This is a genomic window from Ruoffia sp. FAM 26254, assembly GCF_045528545.1.
GTDB classification, from domain to species: domain Bacteria; phylum Bacillota; class Bacilli; order Lactobacillales; family Aerococcaceae; genus Ruoffia; species Ruoffia halotolerans.
In genome coordinates, this window is record NZ_JBGQQY010000038.1 from 1 (window position 1) to 20,120 (window position 20,120).

General features: G+C 37.8%; 18 protein-coding genes. 5 read left to right on the forward strand and 13 right to left on the reverse strand.

The window, feature by feature from the left end; genetic code table 11:
* Positions 1-143: 143 nt before the first annotated feature.
* The 5 genes from ACEN3Z_RS08855 to ACEN3Z_RS08875 form a co-directional block, all read right to left on the reverse strand.
* A complete protein-coding gene (locus ACEN3Z_RS08855) occupies positions 144-1,043 on the reverse strand; it encodes an SDR family oxidoreductase (RefSeq protein WP_407090561.1) in 900 nt (299 codons plus the stop codon).
* Between the two features lie 160 nt (positions 1,044-1,203).
* Complete coding sequence (locus ACEN3Z_RS08860; RefSeq protein ID WP_407090562.1) at positions 1,204-2,373, reverse strand: nucleotide sugar dehydrogenase; 1,170 nt, start codon at positions 2,371-2,373, stop codon at positions 1,204-1,206.
* 177 nt (positions 2,374-2,550) lie between these two features.
* Complete coding sequence (locus ACEN3Z_RS08865) at positions 2,551-4,059, reverse strand: PTS transporter subunit EIIC (protein WP_407090563.1); 1,509 nt, start codon at positions 4,057-4,059, stop codon at positions 2,551-2,553.
* Between the two features lie 18 nt (positions 4,060-4,077).
* Positions 4,078-4,767, reverse strand: a complete 690-nt coding sequence (locus ACEN3Z_RS08870) for an N-acetylmannosamine-6-phosphate 2-epimerase (protein ID WP_407090564.1) — start codon at positions 4,765-4,767, stop codon at positions 4,078-4,080.
* A 1-nt stretch (position 4,768) separates the two neighbouring features.
* Complete coding sequence (locus tag ACEN3Z_RS08875; protein ID WP_407090565.1) at positions 4,769-5,608, reverse strand: MurR/RpiR family transcriptional regulator; 840 nt, start codon at positions 5,606-5,608, stop codon at positions 4,769-4,771.
* Positions 5,609-5,901: 293 nt separating this feature from the next.
* On the opposite strand from ACEN3Z_RS08875, the gene ACEN3Z_RS08880 reads away from it, so the two are divergent.
* Positions 5,902-6,642, forward strand: coding sequence for a type II CAAX prenyl endopeptidase Rce1 family protein (locus ACEN3Z_RS08880; RefSeq protein WP_407090566.1), 741 nt, complete (start codon positions 5,902-5,904; stop codon positions 6,640-6,642).
* A 122-nt stretch (positions 6,643-6,764) separates the two neighbouring features.
* Here ACEN3Z_RS08880 and ACEN3Z_RS08885 read toward each other — a convergent pair whose 3' ends face one another.
* The 8 genes from ACEN3Z_RS08885 to ACEN3Z_RS08920 form a co-directional block, all read right to left on the reverse strand.
* Positions 6,765-9,131 (reverse strand): phosphoketolase, encoded by a 2,367-nt coding sequence (locus ACEN3Z_RS08885; RefSeq protein WP_407090567.1) that lies wholly within the window; start codon positions 9,129-9,131, stop codon positions 6,765-6,767.
* Between the two features lie 318 nt (positions 9,132-9,449).
* Complete coding sequence (locus ACEN3Z_RS08890) at positions 9,450-10,793, reverse strand: FGGY family carbohydrate kinase (protein WP_407090568.1); 1,344 nt, start codon at positions 10,791-10,793, stop codon at positions 9,450-9,452.
* 68 nt (positions 10,794-10,861) lie between these two features.
* Positions 10,862-11,044, reverse strand: a complete 183-nt coding sequence (locus ACEN3Z_RS08895; RefSeq protein ID WP_407090569.1) for a hypothetical protein — start codon at positions 11,042-11,044, stop codon at positions 10,862-10,864.
* Between the two features lie 410 nt (positions 11,045-11,454).
* Positions 11,455-11,652 (reverse strand): helix-turn-helix domain-containing protein, encoded by a 198-nt coding sequence (locus ACEN3Z_RS08900; protein ID WP_407090570.1) that lies wholly within the window; start codon positions 11,650-11,652, stop codon positions 11,455-11,457.
* A 306-nt stretch (positions 11,653-11,958) separates the two neighbouring features.
* A complete protein-coding gene (locus tag ACEN3Z_RS08905) occupies positions 11,959-12,420 on the reverse strand; it encodes a threonine/serine exporter family protein (RefSeq protein ID WP_407090571.1) in 462 nt (153 codons plus the stop codon).
* An 11-nt stretch (positions 12,421-12,431) separates the two neighbouring features.
* Positions 12,432-13,178, reverse strand: coding sequence for a threonine/serine exporter family protein (locus ACEN3Z_RS08910; protein ID WP_407090572.1), 747 nt, complete (start codon positions 13,176-13,178; stop codon positions 12,432-12,434).
* A gap of 60 nt (positions 13,179-13,238) precedes the next feature.
* Positions 13,239-15,119 carry a heavy metal translocating P-type ATPase gene (locus ACEN3Z_RS08915; RefSeq protein WP_407090573.1) on the reverse strand — a complete coding sequence of 627 codons (1,881 nt, stop codon included), beginning with the start codon at positions 15,117-15,119 and terminating at the stop codon, positions 13,239-13,241.
* 102 nt (positions 15,120-15,221) lie between these two features.
* A complete protein-coding gene (locus ACEN3Z_RS08920; RefSeq protein ID WP_407090574.1) occupies positions 15,222-15,932 on the reverse strand; it encodes a Crp/Fnr family transcriptional regulator in 711 nt (236 codons plus the stop codon).
* 152 nt (positions 15,933-16,084) lie between these two features.
* On the opposite strand from ACEN3Z_RS08920, the gene ACEN3Z_RS08925 reads away from it, so the two are divergent.
* The 4 genes from ACEN3Z_RS08925 (at position 16,085) to ACEN3Z_RS08940 (ending at position 19,691) form a co-directional block, all read left to right on the forward strand.
* Complete coding sequence (locus ACEN3Z_RS08925) at positions 16,085-17,932, forward strand: heavy metal translocating P-type ATPase (protein WP_407090575.1); 1,848 nt, start codon at positions 16,085-16,087, stop codon at positions 17,930-17,932.
* 75 nt (positions 17,933-18,007) lie between these two features.
* Entirely contained in the window at positions 18,008-18,301 is a 294-nt protein-coding gene (locus ACEN3Z_RS08930; protein WP_338487632.1) for an iron-sulfur cluster repair di-iron protein, ric, read from the forward strand.
* A gap of 80 nt (positions 18,302-18,381) precedes the next feature.
* Entirely contained in the window at positions 18,382-18,615 is a 234-nt protein-coding gene (locus ACEN3Z_RS08935; RefSeq protein WP_138405136.1) for a heavy-metal-associated domain-containing protein, read from the forward strand.
* A gap of 680 nt (positions 18,616-19,295) precedes the next feature.
* Positions 19,296-19,691: an HTH domain-containing protein gene (locus ACEN3Z_RS08940; RefSeq protein ID WP_138404758.1), complete on the forward strand. Its 396-nt coding sequence runs from the start codon at positions 19,296-19,298 to the stop codon at positions 19,689-19,691.
* The last annotated feature ends 429 nt before the right edge of the window (positions 19,692-20,120 follow it).

Consider the following 20,120-nt stretch of genomic DNA (forward strand, 5'->3'; position numbering starts at 1 on the left):
AGCTGAAGCAGAGCTATGGGAAATGTTTGGAACACTAGCAGAGAGCTGATTTTTTTACAGAAGGAATTCTTTATTTACACAAACTTCTTGACGCTCCCCCTTATTCAGAGTATTATATTAAGTTTAATTTATATATAAACATCTTATAAACTAATATCTTGTCCACCTGTCACACCATAAATTTGGCCTGTAACATAACTTGCTTCTTCTGAAGCTAAAAACACGTAAACAGGCGCTAATTCAACGGGCTGTCCTGCACGTTCAAGTGTTTCAGTTTGACCAAATGTTTCTAAGTCTCCTTCAAGCTTTCCGTTATCTAACTGAAGCGGCGTCCAAATTGGTCCTGGTGCCACTGAATTCACGCGCACCCCTTTTTCTCCAAAATACTTAGACATTCCAACTGTAAAGTTAGAAATAGAACCTTTTGTTGCGGCATAGTCTAATAGAGATGCTGATGGGTTTGATGCTTGAACAGAAGTTGTTGTTATAATTGAGCTTCCAGCTTTCAGGTGGTTCTCGGCAGCCTTAACCGCTTCAAACATACTAATAATATTAACTTTGAATGTATCATTCACTTGTTTCATTGATAAGTCACTTAATTTTTCATGAGCGATTTGTTGACCAGAGTTCAGTACTAAGATATCAATCTCACCGAATTCTTCGACAGTTTTGTTGATTAATTCTGTTGCTACGCCTTCTTCACGTAAATCGCCTGGAATTAATAGCGCTTTTCGTCCTTCTGCTTCAATTAATTCGCGAACCTCTTCTGCGTCTGGTTCTTCTCCTGGAAAATACTGAAACGCAACATCCGCACCTTCACGCGCAAAAGCAATTGCCGCTGCCCGACCTATTCCAGAGTCTGCACCAGTAATTAACGCATGACGTCCTTCTAAACGTCCTTTACCTTTATATGACTCTTCCCCACAATCAGGAACAGGTTTCATATCCTTTTGTAGCGCTGGTGACTTTGCGACATCTTCATTTTTCTCTGAGAAACCATCTGTATAATATTTTTTTCTCGGATCTTCATTGTTGTGTGTCATTATATTGTCCTCCCTTTGCTAAGATAATTTAATAATAACATGATGAATTCTTGTCCGTTAAACATCTGCTTACTACTATATAATAAGTGAAACTCATGGTATGAGCTTTACATAAATAAAAGCCATTCACTTCTTATTGAAATGAATGGCTAAATCAAAATTAATTTTCGTTATAAATATCTCTTGTATAAACTTTCTCACGTACTTCTTCAATTTCTTCAGAAATGCGATTCGCTAAAATCACATCAGAAGTTAGATTAAATTCATTAATATCACTAAGGACTCGATACCCTTCAAAAGAGACAGCATTTAAGCTCGGTTCGTAAATAATCACTTCAACCCCTTCAGCACGCATTTCTCTCATAATATCGAAAATCGCAGCCTGACGGAAGTTATCCGAATCTGTCTTCATAGCTAAACGATAAATCCCAACAACTTTAGGCTCTTTTGCTAGAACTTGATTCGCTACAAAGCCTTTACGAGTTGCATTCGAATCAACGATTGCACGTATTAAATTATTTGGTACATCTTTGTAGTTTGCTAATAATTGCTTTGTGTCTTTTGGTAAACAATAACCACCGTAACCAAAAGAGGGATTGTTGTAGTAATCACCAATTCGAGGATCTAAACTTACCCCATCAATAATTGCTTTAGTATTCAATCCTTTAGTTTCCGCATAAGTGTCCAACTCATTAAAATATGACACACGTAACGCTAAATAAGTATTCGAGAATAATTTCACTGCTTCCGCTTCAGTTGCGTCCATCAATAAGACTTTAACATCGTCAGCAATAGCACCTTCTAACATCAAATTCGCAAAAGTTTGCCCACGTTCAGATTTTTCCCCAACGATAATTCTTGATGGGTATAAATTATCTAGAAGAGCTTTCCCTTCACGTAAAAATTCTGGTGAGAAAATAATATTATCCGTCTTGAATTGTTTATTTATACGACGTGTATATCCTACTGGGATGGTTGATTTAATAATAATTGTTGCATTTGGCGCATACTCTAGTGCGTCTTTAATGACACTTTCTAAAGCAACCGTATTGAAATGATCCTTCACATCATCATAATCTGTCGGTGCTGCGACAACGACAAATTCAGGATCATGACCATAGCCATATTCTTTATCTGAGGTTGCTTCAAGCGTTAAATCTTTACTAGATAAGTATTTTTGAATTTCTTCATCAGAGATGGGTGACTTACCTTGGTTAATTAAGTCAACTTTCTCTTGAACAATCTCCAAGGCACGGACGTTGTTGTTCTGTGCTAACAAAATCGCATTCGATAGCCCAACGTAACCTAAGCCTACTACTGTTATATTCATATTTAGTTCTCCTTGTCGCTAATAATAGTTAAACTTTATTTCGATATGTGCTAATTATAACAGATGGAGAAGGTTTTTTGGGGGGGATGAGAGTAAAAAAAATAGACCACTAATTGTTAGTTAGTGGTCTTGGGGGATAATAAAACTTTACATGAGTAGCTCACTCACAGAAATGGATTATTCATCATTTCCTAATATTTGATTGATTTCTTGACTATATAAATCCGATTTCCCGCCATAAATAGCTTGCACACCATTTTGTACTTCTAGCACTGCGGTCGCACCAAGATTTTTGAGTGTATCTTTATCAACGATCTGATTATCCTTAACTGATACACGTAAACGAGTAGCACAAGCTGTGACGTATTCAATATTTTCTTCTGTTCCTAATGCTTCAATAATTGTTAAAGCTTGTTCATTTAAACTTGATTTTTTACCACCTTTATCAGAAGCTTTCGGCATTTCACCAACATTTACTTCCATACCAGGCACGGCTACTTTAAATTTTCTAACTAGTGTTTTAAATACAAAGTAGTAAACGAATGCCCATACGATTCCAACTGGAATTACTAGAAGCCAGTTAGTTTTTTCATTCCCTTGGAAAGGACCAAATAACATGAAGTCAATTAAACCACCCGAGAAAGTATTACCAATTCTAATTTGTAGAATATCAGCAACAAAGAACGAAACTCCATCTAAAAATGCATGGATAACATATAACCAAGGTGCTGCAAATAAGAATGAAAACTCGATTGGTTCAGTAATACCAGTTAAAAATGATGTTAAAGCACTACTGAAATAGAAACCACTGTTCTCTGCGCGATTTTCTTTAGGGATTGCATGATACATTCCCAATGCTGCCGCTGGTAAGCCAAACATCATTGTAGCAAAGCGACCCGCAAAGAAACGTGTTCCGTATGTAAACATGCCTGTAAAGTTTGGATCTGCCAATTGAGCAAAATAAATATTTTGTGCTCCAGAAATTGTTTCCCCAGCAACTGTTTCAACACCACCCAACGATGTATACCAGAATAATGGGTAGATAGTATGGTGCAGTCCTACGGCACCAGTTAATCGTAAGAAAAATCCATAGAAAAATGATCCAATACTTCCCATATTAGCAATCATTTCACCTAATGATTCTAAACCTCCCTGAATTGGTGGCCAGATTAAGTAAAAGACTAAACCTAAGATGATTGCGGCTAGAGAAGAAACAATCGGTATAAATCGTGATCCTCCGAAGAAGCCTAAAAATTGTGGCAACTCAATCTTACGGTAACGATTATGTAAAAATGTCACTGTTAAACCGATAACAATCGAACCTAACACACCTGTGTCAATAGTTGCACCTTCTGCAGAAAATAATTGTAGTAAGGCAGCAATCGTAGCAGTGTATACTAGATATGCTACACCCCCAGATAAACCTGCGGTACCTTTATCTCCATTAGTTAAACCAACAGCAATCCCGATTGTAAATATTAGTGAAAGGTTAGCAAATACAGCATTACCTGCTGCAGTCATAATCGTAAAGATTGCTTGTAACCAATCAGATCCTAAAAAGGCAAATTGTGCTACCGCCGCATCATTTGATAAAGCACTCCCTAACCCTAATAATAAACCTGCTACTGGTAATATTGCGATGGGTAGCATAAATGCCTGACCTAATTTCGAAAATTTCTTAAACATATTCTCACTCCTTTATTTTTAGTTTAACGCGTTAATAAAGCGCGCTGCAATTTCTTTTGGACGCGTGATTGCGCCACCGACTACGATTCCTGCAACACCTAAGTTTTGAATTTCTTCGGCTTGTTCAGGCGTATGAATTTTTCCTTCTGCCAATACATCAATGCCTGCTTTAACTAAGGCATCAATTAATTCAATATTTGGACCGTCAATATTTTTACTATAGCTTGTATATCCTGCTAGTGTTGTACCTACAAAGTCAATTCCTTGTTCAAAGGCATTAACACCTTCTTCAAAAGTACTAATATCTGCCATAAACAATTGATTCGGATATTTCTCTTTAATTTGTTTAATAAACTCATTCACTTCCAAACCATCAAATCTTTCACGCTGTGTTAAATCTAAAGCAATTACGTCGACACCTGTTTCTGCTAACTCGTCTACTTCTTTCATTGTTGCAGTAATAAACGGTTCTTGCGGTGGATAATCACGTTTAATGAGTCCAATAATTGGTAAATCCACTGCAGCTTGGATTTCCTTGATATCCCTAACAGAATTTGCACGAATACCAACAGCTCCTGCTTCTTCTGCAGCTTTCGCAAGTAATGGCATTACTCCTCCTTCTTCGGTATACAATGGTTCACCTGGCAATGCTTGACATGATACAATAATTCCGTTATTTACTTGCTTAATAAATTCTGCTTTATTCATACTATGATCCCTCTTCTTCCTTATTTATGTTTAGCGATTCTAATGACTGCTTAAAAAAAGTATCTTTCTTCGGATTATCCACTTCCATAAAATAATCGTAAATAATATCAGTTATAATTAAGAATGGTAATTGTGGGGATATTCGGTTACCAAAGCTCAAATTTTTCACACTTGCTACTGGTATCACTTCATTCACTATTTTTTCATTCACATTATTTTGTTGTGTTGTAAACATAACTGTATAAGCTTTATTAGCTGTCGCTTGCGTCATTGCTTTTAGTACTACTTGCTTATCCCCTGAGATAGAGAATCCGATTACAACGGTATCTTTATCAACTAACACATGATTTACTAACATGACATCATCATCTGAGATAGCTTCAATCGGTAATCCCAACCGCATAAACCGATTTTTCATTTCTGTAGCTGCTAGACCTGAACTCCCTTTACCATAAATATAAACACGTTTAGCATGGGCTAATCGTGTAGCAAAGCGTTCTATTTGCTCCACTTCGATTAAACTATAAGTCTTATTAAGTATTTTATTATAATCGTGTAATACTCTTTTCATTTGTTTACTTTGATATTGGATATTCTCTGGAATCTTCTTTGATTGATAATCGTAAATAAATTCACGATAACCTGAAAACCCACACTTTTTTGAAAAACGAGTTAAAGATGCTTCTGAAACATGGATTAAACTAGCAATATTTTTTGATGAAAAATCTAATGTCTCATCTGTATTTTTAATAAAGAAATCTGCAATGTCTTTTTCTGATGGCGTTAAAGAATCGTAAACTGATTCAATAATGGGAACTGAACTTTTAAATATTTCACTCAATTTTTCACCTCTTTTTTTCTATCGGTATCGCTTACAAAGTAAGTATACTTAGTGAAGAAACTAATTTCAACAAATTAATAAAAACAGAAACTATTTTCAGTATATTTAAATCAAATTCTCTAATTTTCTTCTGTATCAGAAAGTAATTTCAGAAAAATTATAATTATTGAAACTAACGAACATGATATTAATTTTATTTCTCAATCATTTCATACACATCCCCACTCCTTCCCAAGTGCATTCACCCCCGCGATACTATATACTGAATATAATAATGTCATAGGAGGTCTAACATGCTGCTACTTCTGGATTATTTTCTTAGACTATTCCCTGGTTTAATTGTGGTTGTTGCGATTTATCTCATAATCCCTAAAGATATGACTGTCTTAAAAATATTCAACTTGATCTTTGGTTTTATATTAATGCGGGATGCGATGACTCCCCTTAACGTATGGGTATTTGGAGTGAATGGTAATGTCTTGTGGCTGAGGTTTATTGATGATGCTTTTATTCTGATTACGATAGGGTTGCTTTCTCTATTAGTGACTCTTCTAATTTATTTTTCAAATCGACACTTAACTTCCAATTTCATTTGGTTTAAAACAAACTCTAAGTCCCGATCTCTATTTATTGGTGCTTTAGCAGCTTTACTTATCGCTATCCCATTCATGTTGCCTTATCTGTCAATCCCTATTACAGATCGTGGAGGTGAGGTTGCCCTTCATTTACTGCTTCCTTTATTAATCCTAGCGCTTTTTGGCAACTTACTTGAAGAAGTATTATTTCGTGGATTTTTACAAAACTATCTTAAACAAGAAGTTGGTATAAATAAATCCATTGCTTTATCAGGCTTAATTTTTGCGTTGGGTCATACTTTTCTAGCAATCACAGTCACTAATCTAGGATTCTGGGTTATTATTTTCACTTTGTATGAAGGTTTAGTTTGTGCTTATATTTCAGAAAGATACGGCTTAGCGCCCGCAACTATTTCACATGGGTTGGCTATCTTTATCTTATCTGCTGGACTTATCTAATCGATAGAATGAAAATAAGTAGCCGTTGCCTAAAATGGCACCTTTCAAAAACTTGCTGAATCACAAAAAAAATACCGCTTCGAATTGCACTAATGCAATCTGAAGCGGTAATTTATTATTTATTACTCTAGCCCGGTCCATTTCCATTCAAGAACCTCTGGCATATCAGTACCATGCTCACGTATATAGTCATGGTGATAGTTGATTTTCTCAGTCATCTTTTGTGAAAACTCAGTCGCATCTTCCCCTACTACAACCGTTGCGATATGTTTAGCTAAATGATAACGATCTAATTCATTCAAGACACGCATGTCGAATGGTGTCGTAATGTCACCTTCTTCACGGTATCCATGAATATATACTTGGTGATTCGAACGCGAAAAGAAAATGTCTCGGATTAAACCTTCAAAACCATGATAAGCAAAGAATATTGGTTTATCTTTAGTAAAAATTCCATCAAATTCTTCATCACTATACCCGCGCGGATCAATATTAGGCGAACGTAATTTAAGTAAATCAACAACATTAACAAAGCGAATCTTCAAATCTTTAAATTGCTCCATCAATAGTTGTACTGATGCTAATGCTTCTAAATTCGGTTCACTTCCGGCAGCTACAATGACTACATCGGGTTCTTCGTTTGGTTTCACTGTCGAAGCCCAATCAATCACTTTCAACCCTTTATTAACTATTTCTTCAGCTTCATCAGTTGAATAAAACTGAGGCCGTGGATGTTTTGAACTCACTACTAAATTAATTAAGTGTTGCGAACGAAACGCTTTATCCATTGTTGCGAGTAATACGTTAGTATCTGCTGGTAAATATACTCGCGTAAATTCTGGTTTTTTCTCTGCCACTAGTGTAATAATCCCAGGATCCTGGTGTGTATATCCATTATGATCTTGTTGGAAAACTGTTGACGATGATATTAAGTTGAGCGACTGATACGGTCGTCGCCAATCATAGAGACTCGCTTTACGAATCCATTTAAAGTGTTGTGTAATCATCGAATCAGCCACCCGCAAGAAAGCTTCATAACTGGCAAAGAATCCGTAACGGCCAGTTAATGTGTATCCCTCAAACATTCCTTGCATTTGATGCTCGGAAAGTTGGCTGTCGATTACTCGCCCGACTGCACCGATATCTTCATCTGTCACATCATCCACACCTTCAAGCCATTGCCGTTGCGTCACTTCAAAGACGCTATTCAATCGATTTGAATTTGTTTCATCAGGCCCAAATATACGGAAATTATTCGGATTCGCTTGCACAATATCACGCGCAAACTTCCCAAACTCTGACATATCTTGAGCTTGCTTTGAACCGGGGTGTTTATTGGATAAAGTATAATCTTTCCAGTCTGGTAAGTTTAATGCTTGAACATTGATACCCCCATTAGTAATTGGATTTTTCGCCATTCGGGCATCTCCAGTTGGTCTGATTTCAGCAATCTCATCCTTTAATTTACCAGACTCATCAAACAATTCATCTGGTTTATAAGACTCAAGCCACTCCACTAATGCATCAGCATGTTCAAACTCTTTTTGATTTACAGGAATCGGAACTTGATGGGAACGATAACTCCCTTCAATTTGCTTACCTTCCCACACTTCTGGTCCGCCCCAGCCTTTTGGAGTCCGGACAACTAGTAACGGCCAATTTGGCATATGTGCTTTTTCCGCAGGTTGCTTTCTCGCATTATTCTGAATGAGTTTAATTTTTTCAATAATTCCATCTAATTTTTCAGCCATAATGGGATGCAATGTTTTAGGGTCATCTCCCTCAATAAAGACAGGATCCCAACCCATTCCTTGAAAATACTTTTCAAGATCATCATCAGATTTACGCGCTAATAAGGTCGGATTCGCAATTTTTGCGCCATTTAAATGGAGAATGGGTAACACAGCTCCATCATTAACTGGATTAATAAAGGCATTAGCAAACCAGCTTGCTGCTAGTGGCCCTGTCTCTGCTTCCCCATCACCAATCACCGTTGCTGCGATAACTTCTGGATTATCTAATATCGCGCCAGTGCCATGTGATAGTGAGTATCCTAACTCTCCGCCTTCATGAATTGATCCTGGGGTCTCCGGTGCCGCATGCGATCCGATACCTCCTGGAAATGAAAATTGTTTGAATAATTTCTGCATTCCCGACTCATCTTGAGTAATTTCTGGATAAATTTCAGAATAACTTCCATCTAAATACGAATTGGAAACCATCACTTGCCCACCGTGTCCTGGGCCTTCAATATAAAACATATTTAAATCATACTTATTGATCACGCGATTTAAATGAGCATAAATAAAATTTTGCCCAGATATTGTTCCCCAATGACCAATCGGATTCACTTTCAAATGTTCTGGTTTTAACTTTTCTCTTAAAAGGGGATTAGCTTTTAAATACATTTGCCCGACTGATAAATAATCTGCTGCTCGCCACCATGCATCAACTTTTGCAAGATATTCTTTCGTGTCATAATGTTCCATCTTTTTAGCTCCCTTTCCTTTGATAAGTTTAGGATAGCATAAACTTTTTAGTAATGCATAACATTCAACTTTCACTATGTTAAGGTCTTATATTTTCCCATTTGATTAAACATTCTTCTTGAATTCACTACGAACATATTTTAATTCATTGCATTGTGAGGTGTGGCCGAAGACAAGTTTCCTCAATAAAGTTAAATGTTGCATAAAAAAACTCACCTAAACTCATCATTGTAGTTTAGGTGAGGGTTTGAATAGTTAAGTAACTTAAGCCCTCCCACGCCATTGATAGGCGTGAGTTGATTTACAAGTTAGACCTGCTTAGATTCTATCCAAATACTTCTTATATACTTCATCAAAATTCTGCTGACTTATCGGTTCAATCACACGGTATTCAGTTGGTAGGTCAACATCTTTAACAACGGCGATACTCCCTAATGTTTCTGCATTTTTCATCGTTGGAATATATAATTTGTAACCTAGAATATCTGCAATTAATTGTGGAAAGGCATCTAGCTCTGTTACACCGCCGACTAAACCAATCTCGCTAAAATCAGCGATTTCTTCTAAGGCACTCACATTGTGCTTAATATTGAAGATCATTCCTAGGATAATCGAGAACAACACTGATTCCCTTGAACTCACACGAGTTAAGGCAAATAAATTTCCTGTCGCTCCTTCATCCCAAATAGGTGCGCGCTCGCCATTAAGATACGGTACAAAGACACTCTCTGTCTGAGGACGCTGAGCTGCGATGCGATTTAATTCATCAAAGCTACTATTGAATATTTTGTTTGTCCAAGACAAGACATCTGCCCCATTATTACTTGGTAGACCAATTAAGTATTGGTCCTTTTTAATATGATAGGCAAAGTTTTGGTACAAATTATTTAATTGCGGTTGCTTATTAATGACACGAACAGCATGACTCGTTCCAATCGAAAGGACAGCAACATCATCGAGGTCACTGAAGACATAGTTTGAAGAAATTCCGTCCGATGTCCCAATCGTCACCGAAACCTCTGCTTTAAACAGCGTATCCATCGCTTTTGCATTGTAATCCACCGCTTCAATTCGCGGTAGCTCACTTGTTTCTAAACCAATGTCGGCTAAGGATATCGCATCCCAAGTTAGCGATTCTAAGTTCAATAAACCACTACTTGAAGCATTACTAATATCAATCACCCATTCACCTGTTAATCGGTAGAATAGTAAATCTTTTAGAGATCCAATGCGCTTACCTTTTTCATATACACTCATTAATTTAAAATAAGGATTCATACTGTGGATAGGAGTTCCAGTTCGGTTGTACTGAATCGTTAATGCTTCCTCACTTTGTTGCTCGATAATTTCAGCCCCGCGAGTATCTGCCCAAGTCAAGACGCCTCCTGATAACGTACCGTCCTCATTGATTAACTGAACACTATGCATGGCTGTTGTGAGGATGATTTCTAATTGCTCTACTTCATTTACGATAATTAAATGTTTGATGCCATCCAACACATTGTCCCAGATTTCTTCAAAATCCATTTCAAAAACCGTGTCGTCTTGATTAATATTTAAATGTGGGTATTTCACCATATCGACAACTTGGTAGTCAGAATTAAATAAATTAATTTTGATATTCGTTGTACCGATGTCGACACTTGCTATATATTCGCTCAATATTCCTTATGCCCCCCAAAGTTATAGCGCATGGCTGATAGGACTTGGTTTGAGAATGGTAGCTCCGTTTATGACGTATTTCGTTTCATTAGTGATAAAGAAATAACCGGTGTTGGGACTTCTTCTTGTAATGCTTCGCCAACCATCCATTTCGCTTCGCCTGAGGCATGCACTTTCTGATTAAATTGTGTGAGTTGCGTATCTTTCGCTAACTCTTCATGAATATTATCCATTAATGCAGATTCGATCACCGAACCCTAGCTCCAATAAAGCTCTTAACCTTCTGCGATTACTAGCATCATACCATATTCAATCCCCTTATGGACTATTTTAATAATATCCACTTCCAAGTTCTGGGTAAAAATCAATCTCGATGTCGGCTTCTTTTAAGATTCCTTTTAAATCATTCATTGTGGCATTAGTAGGCTCTCTAGCTGGTAATAGTAGAAAGACAATATTCTACTTTTTTACTACTAAAAGTTCCTGAATACAAGCGATATAAGTCAGTTTGTCATCCAAATATATCTCAGACATATTAGGATTGATGTCGAAAACATTAATTTCTTTTCCTTGTTTAACTCATTGATTTTCTGAAAGAAAGCATTCAACACAAAGCGTTCACGGTCGGTAGTAACACTGAGAAAAACTGATTCTTCAAAGGTCATTTTCTGAGTTTCATTTCTATACTTGCTCCAAAGTCTTTTAACAAATTATTCAAAGACTTAATGTATTTTCTAATTGTCTTGTCAGATACGTCAGCTTTTTGAGTAATTTCTTTACTTGGGACAAACTGTTTCTCATGTTCAAATAAAAATTGCACAATTTGTAACTCTAAATTATTTAGTTGTATATGATTCATATATATTCGACTCTCTCTAATTTCTTTATTTAGTTTTTTAAAAATTCTTCACCTACCATTCTAACAATCTTTATAAAAGTATTATTAAGATTTTATTTTTTTTGCTCTAAGTAAAGTGTATGCCTTACAAAGGGTTCTGTAAGGATTTTCTTAAACTATCATTTTCTACTAAGAAGGGGAACTTATTTCGAAGTCTTGTCATTACCTCTTTCAACCGGATTTAATTGCATAATAAAATAATCCTAAGATAAGCCCAAGTCAAAATAAAAACCTCACTAAAGTATTTCACTCTAGTGAGGTTTCTGATTATATACTCTTCAATTTTTCTTGTTTTTTAAGGCGTCTGGCTGTGATTTCATTTTCAATTAATTTAACGACCATGAATCCAAGTACAATAGCACCTGCAGTCCATAACACGTCCATCACATAGTTTACACCGGCCATGTAATTCTCTTCCACGACCGAGCGAACGGCCATATAAGCAGCTCCTCCGGGGACAAGTGGCACAATAGCTGGTGTGTTTAAAGTGATGACTGGTAGTCGTAATTTTCTAGACAAGACGATACAGATCAAACCAATCACAACGGATCCAACAAAATTCGAAATCGCTAAATCGTCAATAGCACGGTTAATCGCCCAGAAGCTCACCCAGCCTAAGGTTCCAGCAATCCCCCCAAAGAAAACCCCTCTTCGAGGACCATTTAATATAATTCCAAAAGATACACTGGCTATAAAACTAAAGATAATTTGTTCAATAAATTCAGTCATTCGCTAACTCCTTAAGAAAACCATTGTAAAGTCATCGCAATACCAATACCGATGACCGTAGAGATCAAAATTGCTTCCACTACACGAACCATACCGGTCAGTAAATGCCCTTCGAATAAGTCTCTCATTCCGGAAGTGATAGCTAGACCGGGAACGAGTGGCATAATACAACCGATAATTAAACTGTCCAAATTAGCGACAAACCCCATTCGGTAACATAGCACTGAGGTAATCGAAATTAAGAAAGATGCTATTAAATCATTGATGAATTTCATCTCTGTTCGAACATAAATACGGTTAGATGTGAAGTAACCCAGTGACCCGATAATAAAAGCCGTTAAAACATCACTGTATGCACCGCCTAATAAAAGCATTAATGATAAACTCGCTAAACCTGCTGCAAGCATTCGGTAATATTTGTTAAATTCGGGTGTTTGTAAATCCACTGATTGCAGTACTTTATACAAATAAATTAAAGAAATTTCACCTTCAGCATACATACGTGAGTAACGGTTTGTTGCATCAATTTTCTCTAAATTTATTGAACGATTGCGAGCTTGAGTCATTTGAGACGTCGACTCATCATTAATACTCATAAAAATTCCGGTCGCAGTCACATAGCTTTCCGTGTCGAATTTCTTACTATTTTTTGCAATTCTTTGCATCGTATCTTCTACACGATAAGCTTCTGAACCCGATTCCATCATAATTCGTCCTGCAAGTAAGGTTGTTTTTAGCAGTAAATTTTTATTATCCATCAAGATCACCTCTTAGTATAAAGGATAACATAAAATCCAATACCTGCATTAGAACTCGCTTTAATTCTTAAGAGATGTCACTTCCACTGATTCCTGATGCGTATTCTCTTGGGTATCTTTTTCCACCAATAGTCGCAAACCATTAAGAATGACTAATATTGTTGAGCCTTCGTGAAAGACGACTCCCATCGGCAAGTCAAGAATTCCAATAATATTTAATATGACGAGTATCACAATCACTGAAATTGAGAAGAGGATGTTTTGTTTAATGATGCGATTCAATTTCCCGCTAAGTTCATAACTATAGAAAAGTTTGGCTAAGTTATTCTTAACAATGACAACGTCAGCCGATTCCATAGCAACAGAAGAACCAGAACCCATCGCAATACCAATATCCGCTCCGGCAAGCGCTGGCGCATCATTAATACCATCGCCAATCACCCCAACGACGTGGCCCGCTTGATGTTCCATCTGCACGCGTTTGATCTTATCTTCGGGTAAGCAGGATGCTTGGAATGATTTAATGCCGACTTCGTCTGAAACCAGTTTCGCCACTTTGGGATTATCACCGGTAATAAGTTGTACGTCGACTCCTTCTTTTTGAAATTGTCTAACAGCGTATTTTGCTTCACTGCGCACTTGGTCTGCTAGTACTAAGTAGCCGACAATCTCTTGCCCTTGACCAACGAAGATCGTTGTATAGCCTTGTTCAATTTGCTTACGGTAACCATTGGGATCATTAAATGTGTCAAAGTAAGACGGTTTCCCTACGACAATATCGCCTTTTTGCATACCGACGGCAACAATCTCTTCAACCATTTCATTTTGGTCCACGCTATCGAGGGATAAATCGCTGTATGATGTACTAATGGCTTCCGCTATCGGATGGCTAGACGTCTGTTCCATAAAGACGACTTCTTTCAGAATCCGTTCGGGCACTTGATAGTCCACCACTTTGAATTCTCCAAACGTTAACGTCCCCGTTTTATCAGAAAGTAAAATATCCATGGTGTTCAAGGCTTCCATCGCTGCCCCACCTTTGAATAGAATCCTATTCTTAGCCCCATTACTAATCGCCGATAAAGTTGCTGGTGTGGCTGAGGCTACTAATGCACACGGACTGGCAACTGTGAGTAGCACCATCCCGCGATAAAAGGCATCCTGAAATGACATTGATCCAATCAGCATTAATAATATGATAAATACCGGTACTGCAAGCAAGACACCAATGACATATTTTGATTCGAGTCGGTCAATAATCCGCGATATTTGCGACGGACGACTTTGAGCTTCTTCAACCATTCGTACAATATTTGAAAAGACGGTTTCTTTGCTTGTTTTACTGACTGTGAGGTAGATAGAATTCCCTTCATTAATTGTCCCCGCAAAGACTTCTTCACCTTTGTCTTTCTCGACTGGTAAGGATTCCCCTGTTAAAGCCGCTTCATTGACAGTTGTTGTTCGGTCAAGGTAGCCATCGATGGGTAGTTGAGCCCCTTTCGCTACCACAACAACTTCTCCAACGCTTAACTGAGACGTTGGCACCTCAACGACATCGCCGTTTTCCTTTAATAATTGGGCTGTATCAGGCACCTGCCCCATGAGTTCCTCAATCGCTCTAGTCGATTTATTCATTGCGAAATCTTCTAAGAATTCTGCACCCGCGAAGATGAATAGGAGCATCGCTCCTTCAGATTCATAACCAATCAACAAAGCACCAATAGCAGCGAGTACCATTAATAAATCGACATTCGGTGATTTATCTTTTAAAGTTTCAATGACCGCATCCTTGGTCGCAAAGAAACCTAAGAAAAAGATTGCTGCATAAAAGAACAGGCGACTTAAAACTGGATTCGTAAATGAAATAAAACCTAACACTAGTAAAATAGTACCAATTAACAGAAATTGACCTTCACGTTGTTTTAAAATGTAAGACATCATTTTTAACACATCCATTTCTTATAACAAAATTTTATACCTTATATCTATTATACACTAAAACACCCTAAGAATGTCGTCTTTTAGGGTGTTTGGACCATTAATTTATTGTTCGCTATATAGTAATAATTCATCTACATCGACTATTTTAATTTTCTTGGGCGTTAATTGTTCGATTAACCCTGCTTGTTCAAGTTCCTTGAATTTTCGACTGATTGTTTCTGGTGTTGTTCCTAAGTATGAAGCGATATCTTTTCGCGTCATTTCTAACTCAATGATTTGTTCTGAAGCTGGGCCTACTACATTTTCAGCTAGAAACATTATCAATCGGTTTCCGACCTGGTCTTCGGCCACTTTAACCGTTTGTCTTTCTGAACTTTCAAGCCGTTGCGACATTTCTGCGAGTAGTTTCATTGTTATGGTTGGGTAATCCGTTAAGAACGCTTGGATATCTGCTTGACCAATCGTACAGACTACAGTGTCTTGAGTTGCTTGCGCATAGGCTTCGTGGACGCCGCCAGGGTTGAAAATCGTCCACTCTCCCATGAAATCTCCGGGGTGTAGAATGCGAATTAGTTGTTCTTTTCCTGATTCAGATAATAGAAAGATTCGGACTTTCCCTCGATTCACTATATATAAGGTATCGTCTTTTTCTTGCGCTCGGAATAAATAATCACTTCGTTTAAACACTTTTGTCGTCGCTCGCTCTGCTATCTTATCCATCGCATCGTCTTCTAAATGATTAAAAATCGGCACGAGGCGAATGCAAGCTGCATGGTTTCCGGGTTCATGGTGGTGATGGTGGTGTTGACTCATAATTTGCTTCCTCCTATATATACTCTTTTCTTTATAGATAGTATACCACCTAATTCTTTTTGAAATCTTGATGTCGGTCAATTCTTTATTTTGCAAGCCACTCTATACTAGTATTTGTAAGGCAAACAAATATTACTTGGAGGTAAAAAAATATGCAAAGATATATTTTGAGTCAAAAAAAGCTCATTACTTTACTCAGTGGAATTTTAATTGCAATTGGTTTCTTTAGTCACTTTGTCTTGAATAATGCCATATTATTCAATGTTACTTTCATTATTGCTTCAATTCTCGGTGTTCTACCGATTGCTATTCAGGCCTATCAAGCCCTGAAGGTAAAAGTCGTCAGTATTGATGTGCTTGTTACGATTGCGGTTATTGGCGCCTTCTTAATTCAAAACTATGAAGAATCAGCCATTGTTACTTTCCTATTCCTATTCGGATCGTATTTAGAACAAAGAACTTTAAATCAAACGCGTTCAGCAATTAAAGAGTTAACCAATATGGCACCAGAGAGCGCCTTACTTTTAACAGACAGCGGCGAGTTTGAAATGGTTGATGTGGATGAAGTTGATGAAGGCGACACTTTGCTCGTAAAGACTGGAGCCAAAGTGCCTGTTGATGGAACAGTTCTCAGTGGTGAAGGCCACATTAATGAAGCAAGTATTACTGGTGAAGCTGTTCCCGTGACAAAGCAACTCAATTCGAAAGTCTTTGCCGGAACGATGTTAGAAAATGGGACACTCCAAATCCGTGCAGATAAAGTTGGAGAAGATACAACTTTCGGTAAAATTATTGAAATGGTTGAAGAAGCACAAGACTCTAAGTCAGAAGCTGAACGCTTTATCGACCGCTTCTCAAAATACTACACACCGATTGTATTACTCCTGGCAGCTATCGTTTGGATTTTCACACGAAATATTGAGTTAGCCATCACAATTCTAGTTCTTGGTTGTCCAGGTGCCTTAGTCATTGGAGTACCCGTGTCAAATGTTGCTGGAATTGGGAACGGTGCGCATAACGGTATCTTATTAAAAGGGAGCGAAGTCATTCACGACTTCAGCCGCGTTGATACTATTGTTTTTGACAAAACTGGAACACTCACAGTAGGAAATCCTGAAGTCGCTGAACGATTGAGTTACGGGGATGACGACGATTTAACTCTACGTTACTTAGCAAGTGTGGAAAATGAATCAGATCACCCGTTAGCTAAAGCCATTTTAAATGATATTGGCTCAGTATCATTCTTACCTGTTGACCAGACTGATGTTGTTAAAGGTGGCGGGATTGTCGCTCACATTAACCAAAAACGTGTCGCTGTCGGAAACCCTGCATTAATGGAGAAAGAACAAATTTCTTTAACTGGCAAGATGCAAGCGGATATTGAGCGTCTTGTAAGAAATGGGAACTCAATAGTTATTACAGCTGTTGATGGTGTTGTGAAATACGTCATGGGAATCCGTGACCAAATCCGTCCAGGCGTAAAACAAGATCTACAAAAACTCAAAGACTTCGGCGTGAAAAACTTAGTCATGCTATCGGGTGACAACCAAGGTACTGTTGATTTAGTGGCAAAACAACTTGGTTTAACTCAAGCGCACGGTCATATGTTACCTGAAGATAAATCAGCTCATATCAAGAAATTACAAGAACAAGGTCAAATCGTCGCTTTCGTCGGAGATGGTGTAAACGATAGCCCGTCACTTGCCTTAGCAGATATTGGAATTGCAATGGGTAGCGGAACCGACGTGGCGATCGAAACTTCAGATGTTGTTCTAATGAACTCAGACTTCAGCCGCCTGCCACACGCTTTAGGTTTAACACGCGCTACTGCTCGAAATATGACACAAAATATTATCATTGCAATTGGTGTTGTTGCCATCTTAGTTGCGAGTCTATTCTTTAGTAACTGGATGAATATGTCGATTGGAATGTTAGTCCATGAAGCAAGTATTTTAGTTGTTATTTTCAATGGAATGCGCTTATTAAGATACCGTCTTTAAGATTCATCAAATAAAATGGAATCAAAACAAAATGCTACTCAAACAGCAAAATGAGAAAAAGAAAGAGGATAAAAAATGACAAAATTTAATGATTATATCAACACAAACGCAGAGAAATTAGACTTATACACTACAGCCATCACACGTGCACATGGAAAGAATCACCCTGAAGCCTTTGATGTTCGCGATATCTATGTCCGTATTCAAGACAAAACTCAAGCCGCTGAAGAGGAACAACCGGATCTAAATACAGAATTCACAACCCTTAGAGAAATTTCTGATAACTACACAATTCCTGATGATGTTTGCGAAACCTATGCTGCAGTTTACACCATGTTAAAAGAAGCCGATTCACTTTATTTAAGTTAAAACTTGACCGCCGTCAATGACACCTCATTCAAAATAGCTTAAACTATATATAGAATAAAAAAGAAAAAGGAGAATGTATTATGTCACAAGGAATTATTACTCTAGAAACTCTTTCATGTCCATCATGTCTACAAAAAATTGAAGCAGCTGTTAAAGCACTTAACGGTGTTGACGAAGATAGTCTGAAAGTCCTATTCAATTCAAGTAAAGTTAAAGTGAAATTCGATGACCAAGCACTACAAATCTCAGATATTGAAAAAGCCATTGAAGACATGGGCTACCCAGTTATTAAATCAGTTGTCAAAGCAGCTTAAGGCATAAAAAAAAGCATCCGGAAAGTTAGATTCCGGATGCTTTTTTGTTTGTAGAGGGTTTGGGTGGTGACTTGTGCCAAATGGCTAGTTCATTTGGCTTGAGTTCACACAACTCAGGACAAACCGCACATCCATTTGGCTTGAGTTCGACCAACTCAGGACAAACCGCACATCCATTTGACTTGAGTTCACACAACTCAGGACAAACCACACACCCATTTGGCTTGAGTTCACACAACTAAAGACAAACCGCAAGTCCATTTGGCTTGAGTTCGACCAACTCAGGACAAACCGCATCTCCATTTGGCTTGAGTTCACACAACTAAAGACAAACCGCAAGTCCATTTGGCTTGAGTTAGACCAACTCAGGACAAACCGCAAGTCCATTTGGCTTGAGTTCACACAACTCAGGACAAACCGCATCTCCATTTGGCTTGAGTTCACACAACTCAGGACAAACCGCATCTCCATTTGGCTTGAGTTCACACAACTCAGGACGAACCGCAATAATTATACTGGTCCTATGAACGTGGACAATCTGAGCCACACTCATTTCATTCGTGAACTAAGTTTATTTCTGTCATAATAATCGTAGACTCAAAGGTATAAAGACTAAATATTTGTAGACAATCCGTCATACGTTGAAATTTTTAGTGAACCAAAAAGAAAGGTGAGTAATCATGGGAATATATAGTCCAGAAGTCGTCGAAATATTGAAGCAATCACCGTATATAGAAAATGTGAGTGAGCATGTAATTCAATATGGTGATGCATTTAAACAGGAGTTTTATTGTTTATCTCAACAAGGCCACAAACCCAAGGATATATTTTTATCATTGGGTCTTGACCCAGCGCTCCTCGGAAGTAATGTGATACGGAGTTTTGTAAGGAGCATGAAGGATTTCCAACCCAAATTAAATCAGGCAGGCCAACCAATCAGTATCACGCGATCATTGATTGAAAAGGATGAGGAAATTGAAAAACTAAAGTTTGAAGTGAAATTTCTAAAAAAAAAGCGGCTCATCGACTTGGGAATGTTTCCGAAAGAGAAGCCAAACGACACTACTTTAGACTGATTCAAGAGACATTTGAATCCCCAACTAACACGTGGACCATTGAAGCGCTCTGTCGTTTTTGTGGTGTATCAAAAAGCGGCTACTATCGATGGAAAAAGATTACTCAGGTGAATATTGAAAAGCGAGAACGTGAAGATCAAGTGGCTTTTTCTTTAATCCTAGAGACATTTAATTACCGTCAAAAGCCCAAAGGACAGCGACAAATATTGATGCATTTAGCTCACAATCGCACCCCGATGTGCCGCAGTAAAATTCGTCGATTGATGAAGAAATTCAATTAAGTGTGTCCGATTCGTAAGCCTCGTTTTCAACGCCAAGTATCTGCGGAGTATCAGGCTGAACATGTCAAACCCAACTATGTTAAACGTGAGTTTAGAGCTTACGGACCGCGTTCCGTGCTGTTGACGGATATTACTTATTTGCCGTATG